We start from the raw sequence: 18,897 nt of genomic DNA, 5'->3' as shown, positions 1-18,897 counted from the left end.
TGACCAGGTCACCGCTTTTACCTTGAACTCCACACTGTACTGTTGAGTTCGTTTTCCTGTCTTGTAGGCAGGCATTCTGACACCTCAATCTATCGATTTTGGTGTCCACTAAAACGGGTCAACTTCATTGTCCGCTTAAACGCCTTGTTAGAACACGTTTACTAAAAACTAGGTATTAGTTAGTTGCTTTACTTTTTGATTTACAAAAATAAATATATTTGACGAGAACATACCTACAAGTATTGCGACCAAAGCCATTGAATAAAATGCATCCTCCCCTTGCGCCGGAAAAGATACAACTTTTTCGCCGACCTCTTTACTAACTTTCTCTACATATGGTGACACTAAAGTGAGGAATACTTTGCTTTTTATTCCCATCCACGAGAATGCAGCGATAAGGCCGGACGAAAAAATAATCTTGTAATATTCATTAGTTTCTTCACCTGAAATTAGGACACGTGCATATGCTGCGAGCGCTCCGAACATAAAAGGAACAACCAGCAAAAGAATAGCATTTATTGCTTGATTCCATACTTTTAAAGTCTCGCTATTAATAAGAAAAACATGGGGGTTAAGATAAGCTATATAACCTAAGCCGAATAGAGCCCCGGTAGCGGCATATACAAACGTAATTTTCTTGTAGGTAAGGAGTCTAGATGCTTGGACTATGGTAGAGTGTTCCGATTTTTGAACAGGTTTTTTTTCGTTTGCAGGTTCTTTACTTTTGACGGCGTTTTCCAGATGACTAACTTTCTTTTCTTCCATAGTTGGAAATTCCTAGATTTTGATTTAGTGTTTTAACAGCTATTTTTATGCGGCTAATCGCCGCCTTTCACTCGGGACACTCTTGCCGCATATCTGAAAGCCGCAGCCGTAAGTCGTTGAGATCATTTTCCAAATATATCAGTAGATTAGGTCGAGCTCAACGCCCTTAGGTGCGTGTTCATCAGCACGAAAGGCGGATCTGCTCGAAAAAAAGCGGCAAAGCCTTATGTGGTAAACGTCAATGACCGGTACTAGCGCCGGAGCGGGTAGCCCCCGGGGGGGGGGCCAGGCGCAAGTAAGCCAGTGACAAGCTGTTGGCTCCTGATGGCACGCATCAACTAATCGGAGCCTCAACTCGCAACACCACCAAAACTGTCAGAGTACCGTTTTATACAGAATACTGCCCAATTGGTACCCTGGCTGTTATGGCATCTAGCGCTTTGTATCTTTGTTCCAGCCAACTTGTTGCCAAGTATCACCCTCACGCCACACGACACCTTCAGAACGACGCCAACAAGACTCACTATTATTTCCATTAGGCCATGTGTTTCTTTCTGCGATCATCACCCAAAGAGGCTCAATGTCGAACTTGCCTACATAGTAGTTAAGAGTTTCTTCATCAATTACTACTGCGGTTTGATGCTCAAAAGGTTTGTGAGCTTGGACTACAACATCGCCAAATTTATTTAACCATATATAAGGTTCACTCTCAGACATCGACAACTCAAGTTCATCGGCAAACCACTTTTGTGGCATATAGCTGGAAAAGCCATCAGGAAGGGATTTATCCAAATGACTCTCCCAGTGGTAGTTGGCTACAGGGATTGCAAATTTGCAATCATCAGGAGCATTCCATAAACACTCCGAGAACTTTTCAGACTCCCATGTATTACGCCAATGTGCTTCATGAAGATATGGCCCATCGGTAAACTCCCTTGGTTTAAAGGAGTCAACATCAAGGCTTTGTTTAGCTTTAAGGAATTCTGCTAGTTTTCTTGCTTTTCCTTTCTTTAGAAATACGCAATAAAAGAACCTAAATTCCTCGTATCGCATCCCATGCAAGCCTTGTCTAGGTCCTCGATATTTATCACTAGCACAATTAAATTCATACAATACACGCCAGTTTTTACCGTCTTTATCAAGCCTCGATAGGTTCTCTACTATCGACGTCGTCGGGTCTTCCTCAAATGGCCACTGCTTCAGGTTTTCTTCGGCCACTTTCGGGAGTTTGATAATCGGCTCTACAATCCAACCCTCTGGTCGAGCGTCTGGCGTTTCAAACGGCAGAATAGTCGGTTCAATATTTCTACGAAAGTCATGATTGCTGTACCGATAGACAAGCGGTTCTTCAGGCCAACCTTGGACTAACCAAAAATTATCTGCCAGCCTAGCTTGAATTTCATCCAGAGCGATACGTTGGTACTTTTTTCCTATCCGTTCAAAATCATTATCATATCTAGAATAACTCGTACCATAACCATCCCTAGGAAAGAGTTCTGAATTCCAACCAAGTTCATAGGCTCTTTTGGTTATCCAAAGTCGGCATTGTTGAACGTCAACTTTGTCAAAGTCTTCATAGTCGCCGTCATCTCTAAAATAGTCCGCCGAAAGCCTTTCTCTCTCATCGACATCTAGCAAGCTTTCTAAGCGGCGGAGGATATTAACTTGAACATCCTCCTGAGCAGAGCCTTCGTTTTCGGCCTCCTCTTTGTCGGTCTCATCCTCAAATAGGCAAAAAAGTGCCTCTTTAGAGAAACTGGACGCTTTCTCATATTCTTCTAACGCCTTAACACGCTCGCCGTGAGGAAATATCACTTCCTCGACGAAAGCTCGCTTTAATTCTTTCTTTGAAATTGGCTTTGGTTGAGAAAGGGGGGTTGTCGAAAAACTTCTAACACGACCTGGAATACTATATTTTCCGAAGTCACCCCATTCACTTGAAGCCGAATTTAAAATTTCTTTACCACCTTTTTCTTCAGAAATTTTCTTCACTTCCTCCTCAGTCAAACCAAACATTGGCGCATCAGAACCCAATGGGTGATAGCAATCCTCAAGGTTAATATCGCTGCTCAGTGCACTTTTGCTATCAGCGAGTTCAATGATCCCCAATGCGTAGTCTCTGGTAAGCAGGGCAACTGGTGGCTGTTTATTTGCAAAAATCTTCACAAAGACTTCACGCGAGTAAATATCCAGACGCTCAGAACTTTGATCGATGCAGCAAGCGCCAAAGGCTGCCGCATAGAGTCGCTCTACCACATACGGATCATCGCAATCGTACATTTTTTCAATCACAAAGCCAAATAAGCTTGAGTTGACCAAAAATAACGTCGTTAATGCTTTGGTCGCTCGATCACGCAATGTCTGGTGGGACGACGACAAAGACCACGCCAGAATTATTGAAGCTAACTCCATGTGTTTAACGTCTGCGGATCGATTACGTATAGACAAGGCCCAAGAGACAATCCTGTCTACTTGATTGAACTCTTCTCGCGAGGCCCTATTTATCCAACGTGTCCAGTGACTATCTCTTTCTGGCATTAACCACTGCTTCAGACGGCAGTGTAGGCGCAGAGCATTGAATGGATGATCAATTGTCATCGACACTTCCAATAGCAGCCCCAGAGATTCTACATGACAGTAGTCCAATCGGTTCAATAGCTCTCGAGTAGTATCTGAAAAGGCATCCACACATCTCCATTTGAAACTTTCACCAAAGCTTTCTTGAAGTAGCTGATCCCTTTCCCAATGCTGCTCCCAGTCTGGTAGTGCCTTAACAAATTCGACGCCAAGCTTCTCAGGATAGATTGTGGATAGAGCGCTAACCAATCCCGCATACTCATAACGGAAACCAGAGTCTGATTGCCCATCATAAAATAGGAAATTGAGAGGCCCGCCCGCATCGAAAGCTATATTTGCTTGATCTCCGGCCACCTTCGAAACCAAAGATGTTGCCATGAGATGGTCTTGGAATCTCTGAAAGGAGAAGCGTATTAGTTCCGGTGGCGGATTAAATGGATCAGCCTCTTTCGAATAAGGCGGTGGATCGCGCCGAAACAAACTTGTTTCTATTAATACTTGCAGCCAAGTCTTTCCCTCTGGCGGAGTCCTGCCCTTAAAGCTGTCATCTGCAAATGTTGTCGCCTCTCCGATTTCAATGAAGTCGCAACCATTCGTTGCCATCTTATCAGCGACGAGGCCAACACACTTTTTGATAGAAGCAGAAATAGTATCTGAATTTGTTGCTTCTACCCCCGTTCGCCAACTCAGTGCATCGAGATACAGCGCCATTATTTGTGATATTCCGTTCAGCCCGCGAGGAAATTCTGTAAGTCCTTTCGCATGCAAAGCCTCACTGGCACTTTTTAGGAAGAGCGGGTTACTAAATTCCGGCGATAGCCACGGTGTATTCGGTCTAGCTATACCTTTGGTATCAAGGTATCGGATTGCCGCTCGTTCCATCTCCTCTGGGCTGGAAAAGCCTTTGATAAAGAATTTTGGTAATTTATCCGATAAAGTGTCCGGAACTGCATACGGAAGATACTCATCGCGACAAGAGAATACGGCGGACAAATGGGAGTATTTTTGAATCGCGTTTAAAACTTCCGGCAGATTCTGCCTCCAATATTGTGCACCAACGCCTTCGTTGATTGCGTCGAAGAGCAGAATAGTCCGTTCTCCTTTACGCTCACCGGCTGCGCTAAGAGTTCCCAAAACATCCTCTACGGTTCTGCCTTCTAGACCCAACACACTACCGATTTGTTCCCAGAACACTGACTTTGAAAGGCTCTGACCTAACACTAGAACTGTTGGAAAACCCGCACGAGTACGCTGTTCTGCCACCAACCCAAGAATATGAGACTTTCCTGCCCCTGCTGGTCCATAAACTACAGCACACCGGAGAGCTTCAGCTTTAAGATTACGGTCACGAAAGATATCGCTTAATGAGGAGCAGGAAGAGGAAATATCGCGGAGACTTCGGGACAGAGTTTCCAGTTTACTTTGGTCATCCTTTGCAAGAATTTTCTTGTCTATTGAAGCATACTGCCTTTCAAGCGTCCAAACTGCACTGTGAAGACGTTCTAGAATCGAGGTTGCCGAATCAATGTCCCATTCTTTAGTAAAATCCTTCGTAAACGAGCCCTTAAGTTCCACAAGTTTTAGCCAAGCGTCATTTGCTATTAAAAGTGCGTCGGCGTCTGGTGCATGCTCTGTAGATATAAGCTCTATACTTGGAATTCTTGCCTTCTCAAGTTCGTTGAAGGCATTTCTCAATTTTTGAGCAATACCTGGACCACGGGCCATGGTGTCGAACAAGGCTTCAATAGACACTTCGACGTGATCATCAGGGTTGAAACGATCATCTAATGCTCGCTTTGCCACATCAATTTGATTTTTGAACCAAGTATCGTTCAAAACGTCGCCACCAAACCAATGCTTGATCAAAGCGGCGTTCTCTTCTCGAAGGAGCATTTCCTTTAAAGTGGTTTCGGACCAAAGCTCAAATTCTAGGTCAATTGACTTTTCTTTTGCCCAGATTTTCCACTTTTGTACTCGGTCATCCCACTTTTCTCGTTGAGATTTACCTTGTGTTCCCCTAGCTGGCGTTAAGTCTTTTGGTAATGCAAAAATATATGTTTGAAGTTCGGGGTGCACCTTCAACGCTTGTTTTACAGATTCATCCATTTGACTCCATTGGGAGTCACTAATTGAAGTGAAATACTTCGCTTGATAACCAATTTTTCGCCCATTGTTTAGAATCCAGATCGCTTCTACACCTCCATCTCCCCCACAACCATCATTGGGTTGGAAGTCGACCCCATTTTCAGGGTGTTCACGACGAGCAAGAACACAAATCAAGTCTTCAAAGGACTCTCTTGGCCCTTTATTGAAGGGATTAATAGAGGAAAAATCAATCAAGTTTGTATTTCCTTTTTATTGTCTGAAAGGTAGGTACCGTAGATCACTTTGATACAGCGGTTGTTGGCTTTCGCAGGCTCCGATTGCCTCGACAGTGGGTTCCAAGACCAACGGTTCAGAATGGATTGAAATAAAGTTCATATCAACCCAGTTCAGTCCGCAAAAGTCAACAACAGACAAACGGCCGCAGTTGGCGCCAATGGTATCCTTTCCTCATAACCTGCAAACCCAAACACTCAACTCTTCAACTGTAGATAGCTGGGTCCAACAAACGACCGTTAAATGGACCCAGAGAAAGGCAGCGCTGAGTAGGGTCATCAACCTAGGGATATGCTTTGCTGGGCCCGTTGAGACGATGAACCCAGGTATGTTGAACCTGCAGTCATGGCTGTTTACTACAATGATCGCTATTGGCGCCATAGCAGCCTAAGCTCGCTTCTATCAAAATGCGCCGCTGGGCCAGAAGGAGCGACCTGGTGGACAGGTGTACAACCCGCAGCGCCATGACGGCGCTAAAACCTTGACGCCACTATGGCCCAGGGGCGGTCTTGGGTCAGCACCTGTGTCTGTTCGAAGCCCAGCCCCTCGGTCAGCATCTGCAACACATGCTCGACCCGGGTGGAGCGCTTGTCGATGCGGTGGGCGTCGCTGGCCAGGTAGTGGTAAGCGCCCTTGTCCAGCAGTTCCCAGGCGACCCGCTTGATCTCGACACCGAAACTGCCCCCCAGGGCGCTCAGGGTCCCCTGCAGCCAGGCCCCGGTTCCCTTGAGGGTCAGCGCCAGGCTGGGATGGGCGATGATCTCCCGGTTGCGCTCCGGGTGGGCCACCACCGGCTGCACCCCCTGACTGCTCAGCCAGCGCAACAGCTGGGCCGTCCCGGCCGGCACGTGGCTGTAGGGCATCTCCAGCAGCAGCACCGGCCGCCCCTGTTCGGTGCTCCCCAGCTTGGGCAGGCCCTTCCAGGCCTCGCCGAGAAGCAACTCCGGCGCCATGCGCACCTCGGCCCCCAGGGCAACCTGCAGGGGAATCGCCCTCTGGGCCAGGGCCTTTTTGAAGCGATGAAAGTGCGGCGTCAGCGACTCCAGGGTGTTGGGGTAGTGGCGCAGGTGGATGTGGGGAGTCAGCACCGAGTGGGTGATCCCCTGCTCTACCGCCAGTTGCGCCAGTGCCAGGGCCTCCTCCATATCCCGGGCGCCGTCGTCCACCCCGGGCAACAGGTGACAGTGAAGATCGATCATGGCATGCCCGTCCCATAGTAGCTCTGGTAGCGCTTGTAGGTCGCCAGGTCCTTGGGCACCCCGTTAAGCACCACCCCGTCCACCCGCGCCTGGGCGGCGAACAGCCGCCCCAGCGAGCGGGCGATAAGATCACGCCTGGCCTTGCCACACTTGACCACGTACACCACCGAGTCCACCCGGCGGGCGATCACCAGGGCGTCACTGACCACGTCCACCGGCGCCGTATCCACCAAGATTCGATCATAGTGGCCCTGCAACCGCTCCAGCAGGGTGCTGAAGCTCTTGGAGGCAATAAGCTCCAGGGGGGTGGAGACCCGGGTGCCGGCCACCATCACATCCAGCTCGGTATCGGGCACGGTGTACAGGCAGTCGTTCAGCTTGTGGGTGCCGCTGAGCAGATTGGACAATCCGGGCTGATAGTTGGGCAACCTCAACATCTCCCCCACCACCGGCTTGCGCAGATCCGCCTCGATCAGCAACACCCGCTCCAGCTGGGACAGGGCCAGGGCCAGGTTGAAGGAGCTGGTGGTCTTGCCTTCGCCGGGCACCGTCGAGGTCACGCACAGGGTCTTGGCGCCATCCTCCACATGGGTCAGCAGATAGCCGGTGCGCACCGTTCGCCACGCCTCGGAAAAACTGTGGGCCTCCTTGGAGAAGAAGTGGTCCGCCTTGAGCCTTTTTCGCGCCTTCTGCTGGGGGATCGCCCCCAGCAGCTTGGCGGAGAGTTTGCTCTCGACCTGGTCGCCGGCGGTGATGGTGTCGGTCAGGGTGTGGTAGACCAGGGCGAAGGCACACCCGAGCAGTCCCGACATGACCGCCACCATGATGACGATCAGCTTCTTCTTGGGCTTGGAGGGATAGAGGGGCGGTTCGGCCCGGTCGGTGAACCGGGCATGGGCGGCATCAAAGTCGGCGACGGCGCCGGTCTCCTTCATCCGGTTGAGGAAGGTCTCATAGATGCGGCGGTTCGACTCCACCTCCCGCTGCAGCTCGCGGTACTCCACCTCGACCCGGCTCTGCTCCTGGTACTGGGACTTGATGCCGCCGAGCTGGCGCTCCAGGGCCATCACCGCCGAGTCCAGGGTCTGGAACTCCTGCTCAATGCCTCGCACCAGCTGGCGCACCTGGGCACGCATGTTGGCGCGCACCTCGGCCAGTTGCGCCTTGGCGGCAATCATCTTGTTGTGTTTCGGGCCATAGCGCCGGGACAGCTCCGCCACATTGGCCGAGGCGGTGACCTCGGCCTGCTTGACCTGCTCGATGAGCGGGTGGCCGCTGATCTCCGCCAGCCCCTCCAGGCTGTCGATGTTGTCGCTGCCTTTACGCCTCACCAGGTTCAACAGGGAGCGGGCCTCCTCCCGCCTCTGCCTGGCCAGCCCCAGTTGCTCGGTCAGCTCATTGATCTCCTTGGAGGCGGTGCCCACGGAACCGTCGAGCTCCAGCAGCCCCTCCCTTTCACGGAACGCCTGCAACTTCTCTTCCGAGTTGCGCAGCCCCACCAGCAGCTCGTCCAGGCGGCTGCTGAGCCATTCGGAGGCCTTGCGGGTCACCGCCAGCTTGGCCTCGAGGTGATTTTCGATGTAGATCTCGCCCATGGTGTTGGCCACCAGCGCCGCCAGGCTGGGGTTATGGGCGTAGAAGCCCACATCCACCAACTGGGTCTGGGGCACCGGCGACACCGTCAGCCGCTTGGAAAACTCGTAAAACAGGCGGACCTTTCTCGTCGCCAGGCGCTGGGCTTCATCCACCGACTCCGGCGTCAGATCCACCGGCAGCCAGGAGAGCCAGCCGCGCACCACCTCCATGGGATCCTGGTTGGGCGCCGTCGGTATCAGGCTGAGTATCTTGTCCTGCCAGGGGGGACGTTCGGGGATAATGAACTCCGGATGCCGGGTCAGTTCCAGCCGATCGATCACCCGCTCGGCCAGGTGGCGGCTCTTGATGATCTCAAACTGGGTCTTCAGGTACTCCTGGCGGGAGGAGTCCAGGCCATAGACATCTTCGATGGACACCGCCTTGGCCTGCTGCGACTCGAGCAGCAGCCTGGCCTGGGCCCTGTACATAGGTTGCACATTCAGCAATACCGCGACGGCGATGGCGGTCACCAGCATGGAGAACAGCAGGATGCGCCCCTTGTACCGCCACAGCACCCGGAAGTACTGAGTCAGGTCCAGATCCCGTTCCGAGGCGAAGGCCTCCTTATCCATCTGGATCGCCATGTTGGACATCTGCTCTCCCCTCAAAAGAAGCTGTCTTTAATCAGGATGGAATCGTCCGGATAGACCGAGGTGGACATCGAGACCCTGATGCTCTTCTCCTGGCCACTGAGGATACGGTTGATGGTCATATCCTTGATGGAGGCCCTTTCGGTCAATCCCCCCGCCAGCGCCACGGCACGCTCCACCGTGAGTCCCGGCTGATAGGGGTAGCCGCCGGGCGCTTTCACCTCGCCGTAGATGTAGAAGGGACGATACTCGGTGATGCTGATGTGAACGCTGGGATTGATCAGGTAGTCACCCTTGAGTCCGCTGACGATGCGGCTCTCGAGCTCGGCCACCGTCAGCCCCTTCACCTTGATCACCCCCAGGTAGGGGTAGTTGATCACCCCGGACTCCCCCAGCCGGGTCTGCAGGGTCAGATCATCCTCACCATAGACGTGGATGGAGATGGTGTCGCCGGAGCTGAGCCGATAGTCGCCGGTGGCGGCGGCCACCGGCAGGCACAGTACCAGCAGCAACAGGACACTACAGAGAGAGGCGCACTGTTGCCAGGAACAGGTTCTTGTCATAGTTGAGCCTATCGATGTTGGAGCTCTGGTCCGCGTAGCGGTACTCGAACTCGGTGGAGAGCCAGCGCTTCCAGATCAGGGTGGCTCCGAGGGTGGCTTCCCACAGCTCATCGTCCCTGTCGATGCCGGTGAAACTCTCGTCCAGGTAGCGGATGGCTGCCAGGGTGGAAAGGCGGCTGCGCCAATCGTGGGTCCAGCGCACCCCTAAACTGTTCTCCTCCACATAGTCGCCCAGGGTGTCCGGATCCTTGGCCCGGCTACCGCCGTCGATGGTAAAGGTGGAGTAGCTCCTGGGCTTCCAGTCCACCGCCACGTTCCAGGCGACGCCATCGAAATCCTCCCGGCTGTCGGCATCGAAGTTGCGGTCCTCATAACCCAGCTTGACGGTACCCGAGGTTTTGCTGGTGGCATCCCATTTGAAGCCCACCAGCAGACGCTGGTCGAAGCTGTCCCTGGAGGGCTCCCCCTGGGCGGAGCGGTCGTAGCTCTTGTCCTCCCCGTCCCACTCGAACAACACGCTGGTCTTGGGCCCCAACCGCCAGTAGACGGTGGCCCGCCCCAGCACGCTGTCGTAGTCCCGGAACTGGGAGATGGTCTCCAGGTTGGTGTAGTTTTTGTCGTAGTAGCCCAGTTCCAGATCCAGGTTGATCTTGGCAGAGGGGACACCGAAGCCGTAGATCAGGCCGACATCGTGCACATCAAACTCGGCCACCTCATCGAAGTCCTGGCCAAAACCCTCGGTGATCCCCTCACCCCTGGCCTCGTGGTCCCGGTAGTAGGTGTAGTTGAAGTTCAGGCGATGACGACGGGTGAACTCGTGGTGGATGTCCAGCTTAACCCTGTGGTCGGTGAAGTCATCCTCGCTGCTGTCTTCATAGTTGCCATCTGTCACCAGGTAACTGAGCTGATAGCTATTGACCTGGTTTCCGGCATGGATCAGAAACTCCGGGCTCACCTCCCAGTACCAGCTGTCGATGGCATCGGCACTGGAGTGGGCGGTGTTATCGTCATACCCCAGGCCCACCCCCAACTGGGGCATGAACTGCCACCCCTTGCCCATCTCGAGATTGGCGGGTTGATACTCGCCTGCGCCCACGGTAAAAGGCAGTAACAGGGAACCGGTTAGCAACAGTGGCGTGAGTGCTTTCATGGTGATCATCCTTCCTTAGTAAGCGTTGGAGCTTGTAAACCCCTGAAAAACAGTACGAATAACAATCTTTATATCCAGCCATACCGACCAGTTGCGAATGTAGGCCAGATCAAACTCCAGCCTTTTCTGCATCTTTTCCAGCGTGTCTGTCTCCCCCCGCCAGCCGTTGATCTGCGCCCATCCGGTGATGCCCGGCTTCATGTGATGGCGCAACATGTAGCCATTGATCAGCGCCCGGTACTCCTCGTTATGGGCCACCGCATGGGGCCTGGGGCCGACCACCGACATCTGGCCGGCGAGGACGTTGAAGAACTGGGGCAACTCATCCAGCGAGGTGCGGCGCAGGAAGGCGCCGAACCGGGTGACCCTGGGGTCGTTGCGGACGGCCTGCTGCACCACGGGGCCATTGTCCTGGGAGGTCATGGAGCGAAACTTCCATACCTCGATCTTTCGGCCATCCAGGCCATACCTGTGCTGCTTGAACAGCACAGGTCCCGCCGACGTCAGCTTGATGACCAGGGCGATCACCAGCATCGGCAGGGCGACGATCGTCAGTATCACCGTGGCCAGCAGGATATCCTCCACCCGCTTCACCCAGCTGGTCAGGTCATCCAGGGGCGAGTCATAGACACTGAGGGACTGCACCTCACCCACCTCATGCCAACGGGCATACAACAGGTTGTAAACGAAAAAGTCCGGAATGATGTGCACCGAGGCGGTGCTGTCCCCGCACATCATCAGGATCTCGGTAATCCGCTCCTCGGCCCGCATCGGCATGGCGATATAGAGCACGTCCACCGCATTGCTGCGAGCCAGCTTGATGGCCTGATCGATATTGCCAAGAAGAACGGGCTGCCTCTCCCCTATCCCGTCAAACCGTCCCGGCTCCCGATCGTCGAAGAAGCCGATAAGCCGAATCCCCAGCTGCGGATTCTCCTCGAGGCTCCTGGCCATGGCCAGGCCCGAACGGGTGACCCCCAGGATGGCGGCGGTCTGGGTGTTATAGCCCCGTCGCCTCAGGGAGAAGATCAACTGCCGGCCCAGGATACGGAAGGTGCCGAACACCAGCAGTCCGACCACCGCCCACAGGATCAGGATCTCGCTGTCGATGGACAGCCTGGCGGGCACCAGGTAAGAGCAGGTCAGCACAAACAGCCCCGCCAGAAACCAGGCGGCAAAGTTGGTCGCTAGCAGTTTCATCAGCCGGGTGGAGCGCCAGGAACGATAGAGGGACAGGGATTCAGCAAAGAAGGAGAACCCGGCAATGGCCAGGATCGAGGCCAACAGGGGGTCATCGAGTTGACGCCCCGCAACCGCCTGAGCCAGCAACAGACTGAAGGGGACGATGACCATGTCCACCAGGCGGAACAGCACGGCGAAGCCGTGAAACCGGGTGAAGCTCATTCCCTTGTGTGGCGGTGATGCTGAGTGCATAGCCGTTGTCCCGCTCCCAGGCAGCAGCCGGACCCCATGCCCGGCGTCAAGGCGCCATCCCTGCTTATCCCATCCCTGTACCTATAAAGCGTAGACGAAAATTTTCAGTGGAAACCAACAAATTAGACCGGGAGCCTCAAGGGTTGCCACCACCCTGCCCGTCGCCGGTCAACAGCCCTTTGAGCTCATCGGTCTTGCGCCGCATCAGGGCCTCGTCCCCCCTGGACTCCACATTGAGGCGCACCACAGGCTCGGTGTTGGAGCTGCGCAGGTTGAAGCGCCACTCCCCCTCCGGGCCATCGAAGCTCATGCTGATGCCATCGGTTTCATCCAGCTCCCGGGCCTGGTGACGATAGTGCTGCACCACCCGGTTGAGGGACTTGGCCGGAGCCGGCAGCCTGAAGTTGATTTCGCCGGACGAGGGGTAGGCACGGATCTGCTGTTCCACCATCTGGGCCAGGCTCTGACCACGCCGGCTGATCAGCTCACACACCAGCAGCCAGGGGATCATGCCGCTGTCGCAATAGCCAAACTCTCGGAAATAGTGATGGGCGCTCATCTCGCCGCCATAGAGCGCGTCCTCGGCGCGCATCCGCTCCTTGATGAAGGCGTGCCCGGTCTTGGACTGGATCGGCACGCCGCCGCCCTGACGAACCACCTCGACGGTGTTCCAGAGCAGCCTCGGATCATGAATGATGCGGGCGCCGGGATGACGGGCCAGGAAGGCCTGGGCCAGCAGGCCGACGATGTAATACCCCTCGATAAAGCGGCCCCGCTCATCGAACAGGAAGCAGCGGTCGAAGTCGCCGTCCCAGGCGATTCCCATCTGTGCGCCATGGGCCAGCACCGCCTCACTGGTAGCCGCCCGGTTTTCCGGCAGCAGCGGGTTGGGAATGCCGTTGGGGAAATGTCCGTCGGGCTGATGGTGCACCTTGACGAACTTGACCGGGACGCCGCGGCGCTCGAACACCGACTCGATGGCGTCCACCACGTGACCGGCGGCGCCGTTGCCGGCGTTCATCACCAGGGTCATCGGCTTCAGCACCGAGGTATCGACGTAGCCGAGCAGGTGAGCCACATACTCATCCAGCGGGTTGCAGCCGCGCAAGCGGCCCATCTGTGCCGGAGGCACCTCCTCGAACCTGGCCTGCTCCGCCAGGCGGCGGATCTCATGGAGGCCGCTGTCGCCTGAGATCGGCCGACTCTGACTCCGCACCAATTTCATGCCGTTGTAATCTTTGGGGTTGTGGGAGGCGGTCACCTCGATGCCGCCGTCGGCATCCAGGTAGCGGGTGGCGAAGTAGACCTCTTCGGTTCCCACCATGCCGATGTCGATAACGTCGCACCCCTCCTCCATCAGCCCGCGCGCCAGCGCCTGCTTGAGTCCGTCACTGCTCAGTCGCATGTCGGCGCCCACCACCACGGTCTGGGCGTTGAGGTAACGGGCAAAGGCGCGGCCAATGCGCCAGGCGATGGTTTCATTCAGTTCATCACCCAGGCGCCCGCGGATGTCATAGGCCTTGAAGCAGCTGAGTCTCTCCATGGATCATGTCCGTCCGTAGTTGTCCTGCAGGCGCACGATGTCATCCTCCCCAAGGTAGGACCCCGACTGCACCTCGATAAGCTCCAGCGGCACCTTGCCCGGATTCTCCAGGGCATGGACCACCCCGACAGGGATGTAGGTCGACTCGTTTTCCGTCACCAGGAAGGTGCGCTCGCCGTTGGTGACCCGGGCGGTGCCCGACACCACCACCCAGTGCTCGGCCCGGTGATGGTGCATCTGCACACTCAGCTTGGCCCCGGGTTTCACCGTGATGTGCTTGACCTGATAGCGCTGGCCATGATCGATGGAGTCGTAATTGCCCCAGGGGCGAAACACCTTGCGGTGGCAGATCACCTCCTCCCGGCCCTGGGCCTTAAGCTTCTCCACCAGGTGCTTAACCTCCTGGGCCCGCTCCCGGCGGGCCACCAGCAGCACATCCTGGGTGTCCACCACCACCAGGTCGTCCACCCCCACGGCGGCAATCAGGCGATCATCCCCTTGAATCAGGCAGTTATCGCAATCATGCAGCAGCACATCGCCGCGCAGGGCATTGCCACGTTCGTCGTGCTCGCGTACATCCCACAGGGCGGACCAGGCCCCGACGTCGCTCCAGCCGGCATTCAGCGGCACCATCACCGCGGCCTCCGTATGCTCCATCACCGCATAGTCGATGGAGTCTTCCGGGCAGGCCTCGAACGCCTCGGTGGCGACCCGGACAAAATCCAGATCCCGGCTGATGTCAGAGACGGCCCCCTGACAGGCGCTCAGAATCTCAGGCCGGTGTTGTCCCAGCTCCTGCAGGTAGCGGCTGGCACGGAACAGGAACATACCGCTGTTCCAATAGTATTCACCGCTGCTGAGATAGGCCTGCGCCCTCTTTGCATCCGGCTTCTCGACAAACTGACTGACCCTGAAGCCGCCGTCACAGGCGTCACCGCGGCGGATGTAGCCATAGCCGGTGTGGGGGGAGTCGGGCACCACCCCAAAGGTCACCAGGGCCCCGGCCTCCGCCAGGGGGGTGGCCGCCTCAACCGCCCGGGTAAACGCTTCGGTGTCGGTAATGACGTGATCCGCCGCCAGCACCATCAGCAGGGGATCCTCCTGCTGTTGCAACAGCGCCGCCAGGGCCAGGGCGGGGGCGGTGTTGCGCCCCACCGGCTCCAGCAGGATCTGTCCCACCCGGCCGATGGCACGCAGCTGCTCCGCCACGATAAAGCGGTGCTCCTCATTGCAGATCACTGTCGGTGGAACCGTCTCCAGGTCCCCCAGGCGGTTGAGGGTTTCCTGCAACATCGACTGCTGTGCGGCCAGGGGAAGAAACTGTTTGGGAAACAGGGTGCGGGACAGGGGCCAGAGTCGGGTGCCGGCACCACCGGCCAATACCACGGGGAGTAGAGTCGCCATCGTTGTGCCTGCTCCATTGCCATCCGGCCCCGGCGCGTCGGGACCTCATTGATCCATGGGCTAAAGAATAGCAGCGGATTTAACACGCGCCGCCGAGAGTGGGAAAACACGCAGGAAACCCATTCTCGGTCTAAGCTAAAAATCAGGTGCTTGCAGCGATATGAAATGAACGGTGGCGAGAGGGAGGTAAGGTGAAAACCAAGGTAATGGTGTCTGCCATCGACCAGGGGCTGCTGAGTGCCTTCAACTTCGGTCTAAACCTGCTGCTGATTAAGTTTTGGACTCCGGCGATGTTCGGCGTCTACTCGATCCTGTTTACCCTGGGCTTCGTGTTCATCAGCCTGCAAAATGCCCTGATCAACACCCCCTACTCGGTGCTGATTCCGGCCCGAAAGAACCCCGACGCCCTGAGGCGTGCCCTGTCCCAGGGCAACCTGATGTTTCTGGTGTCCCTGGCGTTGCTCTGCCTGCTGCTGCAGTTGCTGCCCGGCTTCAACCAGTCCTATGCCTCCCCGCTGCTGATCACCCTGTTCTTCGTCGTCCGGTTGTTGCGGGAGTACCTGCGCTGCCGATGGTCCGCCGAGCTGGACCTGATGCCGGTGATGTGGGCCGATATGGCCTTTGTCATGCTGTTTGCCCTCGGCGGCGCCTGGCTGTGGTGGCAACAGGGGTGGGGCGACTTCTCGCTGAATCAGCTGCTGTGGCTGCTGTGCATGAGCCAGCTGCTGAGCCTCTGCTACCTGCTGGCCAAGGAGGTCCCGTTATTGCGGCCCCTGGGGTGGCGCAGGCTGGCACGGGTGTATGCCCCGGTATGGCAGCAGTCCCGCTGGTCCCTGGTCGGCGTCACCACCACCGAGATTCAGAACCGTGGCTACATCTTCGTGGTGGGGCTGCTGTTCGGTTCCGCCATGGTCGGCTTCATCCAGGCCGGCCGGGTGTTTTTCGGCCCCTTGAACATCATCACCTCCGCCTGGACCCGGGTGGCCAAACCCACCCTGGCCCGTCTCAACGCCGAGGGGAACCAGGGGGCCTTTTTCAGGCTGGTCCGCCAGGGGCTGCTCGGCTTTACCCTGTTCAACCTGCTGTTTGGCCTGACCCTGTGGCTGTTCTGGCCACTGATGGATCGGCACCTGTTCTCCCATGAGTACCACGGCGTGGGCTGGGTCACCCTGCAGTGGGCCATAGTGACCCTGCTGTTTCACCTCAGGGCCACCAGCAGCGCCGCCATCCAGGCGCAGAACCGCTTCAAGCCCCTGGCCAAGGCCACCTTGTGGGGCGCCGCCTTTGCCCTGACCACCCTGGCCATCATCGGCCTCACCCATGGTGGGGAGTGGGTGGTGCTGTCGGTCATTCTTGGGGAGGCGGTGGCCTTCGGGTACATCATCAAGCTGCTGCAGCCCCAGCCGCCTCTGCCCCTCAGCCCGAGGGTGACCCATGATCCTTGAGCGCCTGTTCAACTGGTTTGCCGGCCGGGACAGCCGGGTGTCTACCCTGAACAACGTGCTGGCGGTGCTGATCATCGCCTTGGTGACCGCCCTCTCCTTCGACGTCCTGACTCCTCAGCTGGAGGCGGCGGTAGAGCTGGAGGATCTCGACCTGAGCGCCCACTCCGCCAGCACCTCCACCGGCAACAGGTTCAATCAGCTGTTCTGGATTGCCCTGATGGGGCTGTCCGTGTACATGGTGGCCCGCCAGCCCGAGCGTTTCCAACGGATCATCCTGGCCCAATGGCCGCTGCTGCTCATCGCCGCCCTCGCGCTGATCAGCGTGCTCTGGGCCCTGGCCCCGGGGATCGCCTTTCGCCGCTCTGTGCTGCTGATCTTCGTGATCACCACCATCTTTGTCGGGGTCTGTTACCTGCGCAGCCCCTACCAGCTGCCATTGATCGTCTATCGCATGGGCACCCTGGCGCTGGGGCTGAACCTGGTGGCCGTGGGCCTGGGCAGCTTCGACATCGAGGGTTACTTTTACGGCATACACGGACACAAAAACGTGATGGGGGCGGTGGCGCTGACGGCCCTGTTTTTCGGCATGGCGGTGCGCCACTTCCACAGGGAGAGCATCAGCCGTTTCTACAACAACCTCTACCTACTGCTGTGGTTTGGGCTGCTGCTGCTGTCGGTTTCCAAGACCTCCATCGGCCTGCTTTTTCTGGTGCCGGGGATCATCTTCGGTGCCCAGACGCTGTCCCGGGGCTTCAGGCTCAACCTGGGGTTGCTGATGTTGGGGGTGACCCTGGTGACTGTGCTGTCGGTGTTTATCCTGCTGGCCTGGAATGACTGGCACATCAAGCAGTTTCTGGCACTGTTCATGTCGGACACCGGCTTTACCGGGCGGGACTATATCTGGGCGTTCCTGCTGGAGCAGATCGACAAGCGCTGGTTGCTCGGCCATGGCTACGGCTCCTTCTGGGGGATCGGGCTGAACTCACCCAACATCGTCCACGGCCGTGGATTCCTGACCCTGCTGAACCAGGGACACAACGGCTACCTGGACCTGCTGGCCAAGCTTGGGGTGATGGGCCTGATGGTCTATCTGCTGGTTATTGTTCAGTTTGCTCGTCAGTCCGGTGCCATCCGGGCGCAACACCCCGGGCTCTTCACCCTCTGCTGGATCCTACTACTATTAACCCTGTTGCATAACATCACCGAAAGCAGCCTGCTGCGCGGCAGTCACTCCCTGTGGGTGATTCAACTGCTTATGCTGGCCCTTATTGCCCGGCTTTACATGGACAAGGAGAGAGCCCGATGACGGCAACCATCAGCGTCTGCCTGTGTACCTACAAGAGACCCCAGTTGCTCGACACCCTCTCCAGCCTGCAGGCACAGAGACTGCCACCGGGTGTCGCCATGGAGATATCCATCGCCGACAACGACGCCCAGGGCTCGGCCAAGGCGCTGGTGGACCGCTTCCGGCGCAGTGTGACCTTCAAGGTGCTTTACGAGGTGCAACCGGAGAAGAACATCTCCTGCGCCAGGAATACCACGGTCAAGAACGCCTCGGGTGACTGGCTGGCCTTCATCGATGATGACGAAATTGCCGAGCCCGATTGGCTGGCTTCGCTGTTGGCCTGCGCCCAGGCCCACGACGCCGACGTGGTGCTGGGCGCGGTGCAGATTCACTATCCGCCTCAGACGCCCGAGTGGATCCTGGAGGGCGACTATTTCCGTAAATTCACCCCTCCGACCGGGACGGTGATGAATGTGGGCTCCACCTGCAATGCCCTGGTGAACCGGCGGGTGCTGCCGGATCCCGAGGCGCCTTTCGACATCAGGTTTGGCATCACCGGTGGCGGTGACACCCAGTTCTTCAACCGCATGCACCGCTCAGGGGCCAAGATCGTTGCCTGCCGGGAAGCCAGGGTGTCTGAGACCGTTGAAGAGAACCGACTCAACCGGGACTACCTGATGCGTAAGGCGACCCGAATCGGTGAAACCTATGCGGTGATCTTCTTCTCCGCACTGCCTCTGCCCGCCAGGGTGTGGCACTGCACCCGGGCGGCGGCCCAGGCGGCCGTTGCCGGAAGCCTGGCGCTGGTCTGTGGGCCACTGAGTGCCAGGCGCAGCTTCCGCTACCTGATGAAGATGCGGGCAAACTGGGGCAAGGTGCGCTTCTTCATCAATACACCTCCGGTTGAGATCTACAAATAGGGGAGCCG

The 18,897-nt window shown here is 56.7% G+C and carries 12 protein-coding genes; 3 read left to right on the top strand and 9 right to left on the bottom strand.

Going from position 1 to position 18,897, the window contains the following annotated elements; all coding sequences use genetic code 11:
* Positions 1–168 precede the first annotated feature (168 nt).
* The 9 genes from FCL40_RS13830 to FCL40_RS13790 form a co-directional block, all read right to left on the bottom strand.
* Positions 169–765: a hypothetical protein gene (locus FCL40_RS13830; protein WP_136853896.1), complete on the bottom strand. Its 597-nt coding sequence runs from the start codon at positions 763–765 to the stop codon at positions 169–171.
* 432 nt (positions 766–1,197) lie between these two features.
* Complete coding sequence (locus FCL40_RS13825; RefSeq protein ID WP_136853895.1) at positions 1,198–5,682, bottom strand: NACHT domain-containing protein; 4,485 nt, start codon at positions 5,680–5,682, stop codon at positions 1,198–1,200.
* Positions 5,683–6,194: 512 nt separating this feature from the next.
* On the bottom strand, positions 6,195–6,920 hold the full coding sequence (locus FCL40_RS13820; RefSeq protein ID WP_136853894.1) for a tyrosine-protein phosphatase: 726 nt from the start codon (positions 6,918–6,920) through the stop codon (positions 6,195–6,197).
* A complete protein-coding gene (locus FCL40_RS13815; RefSeq protein WP_136853893.1) occupies positions 6,917–9,148 on the bottom strand; it encodes a GumC family protein in 2,232 nt (743 codons plus the stop codon). Before FCL40_RS13815 ends, FCL40_RS13820 begins: the two co-directional genes overlap by 4 nt.
* An 11-nt stretch (positions 9,149–9,159) precedes the next feature.
* Complete coding sequence (locus tag FCL40_RS13810; protein WP_136853892.1) at positions 9,160–9,708, bottom strand: polysaccharide biosynthesis/export family protein; 549 nt, start codon at positions 9,706–9,708, stop codon at positions 9,160–9,162.
* Positions 9,665–10,858, bottom strand: a complete 1,194-nt coding sequence (locus tag FCL40_RS13805) for an outer membrane beta-barrel protein (RefSeq protein WP_169307131.1) — start codon at positions 10,856–10,858, stop codon at positions 9,665–9,667. The genes FCL40_RS13810 and FCL40_RS13805 overlap by 44 nt, the downstream gene beginning before the upstream one ends.
* A gap of 15 nt (positions 10,859–10,873) precedes the next feature.
* Positions 10,874–12,292, bottom strand: a complete 1,419-nt coding sequence (locus FCL40_RS13800; protein WP_136853890.1) for an undecaprenyl-phosphate glucose phosphotransferase — start codon at positions 12,290–12,292, stop codon at positions 10,874–10,876.
* A 136-nt stretch (positions 12,293–12,428) separates the two neighbouring features.
* Entirely contained in the window at positions 12,429–13,835 is a 1,407-nt protein-coding gene (locus FCL40_RS13795) for a phosphohexomutase domain-containing protein (RefSeq protein ID WP_136853889.1), read from the bottom strand.
* Positions 13,836–13,838: 3 nt separating this feature from the next.
* Complete coding sequence (locus tag FCL40_RS13790) at positions 13,839–15,239, bottom strand: mannose-1-phosphate guanylyltransferase/mannose-6-phosphate isomerase (protein ID WP_136853888.1); 1,401 nt, start codon at positions 15,237–15,239, stop codon at positions 13,839–13,841.
* Positions 15,240–15,430: 191 nt separating this feature from the next.
* On the opposite strand from FCL40_RS13790, the gene FCL40_RS13785 reads away from it, so the two are divergent.
* Genes FCL40_RS13785 through FCL40_RS13775 form a run of 3 tightly spaced genes read left to right on the top strand, consistent with a single transcriptional unit; the run spans position 15,431 to position 18,889 of the window.
* On the top strand, positions 15,431–16,684 hold the full coding sequence (locus FCL40_RS13785; RefSeq protein ID WP_136853887.1) for a lipopolysaccharide biosynthesis protein: 1,254 nt from the start codon (positions 15,431–15,433) through the stop codon (positions 16,682–16,684).
* Positions 16,674–17,990 carry an O-antigen ligase family protein gene (locus FCL40_RS13780; protein ID WP_136853886.1) on the top strand — a complete coding sequence of 439 codons (1,317 nt, stop codon included), beginning with the start codon at positions 16,674–16,676 and terminating at the stop codon, positions 17,988–17,990. Before FCL40_RS13785 ends, FCL40_RS13780 begins: the two co-directional genes overlap by 11 nt.
* The gene (locus tag FCL40_RS13775; protein ID WP_136853885.1) at positions 17,987–18,889 is read left to right on the top strand and encodes a glycosyltransferase family 2 protein; all 903 of its coding nucleotides are present in this window, start codon (positions 17,987–17,989) and stop codon (positions 18,887–18,889) included. The genes FCL40_RS13780 and FCL40_RS13775 overlap by 4 nt, the downstream gene beginning before the upstream one ends.
* Positions 18,890–18,897 lie beyond the last annotated feature (8 nt).

The sequence above is a fragment of the Ferrimonas sediminicola genome, from assembly GCF_005116715.1.
Lineage (GTDB): Bacteria > Pseudomonadota > Gammaproteobacteria > Enterobacterales > Shewanellaceae > Ferrimonas > Ferrimonas sediminicola.
The sequence above is the reverse complement of the archived record's forward strand: the minus strand, read 5'-3'. Positions and strand labels throughout refer to the sequence as shown.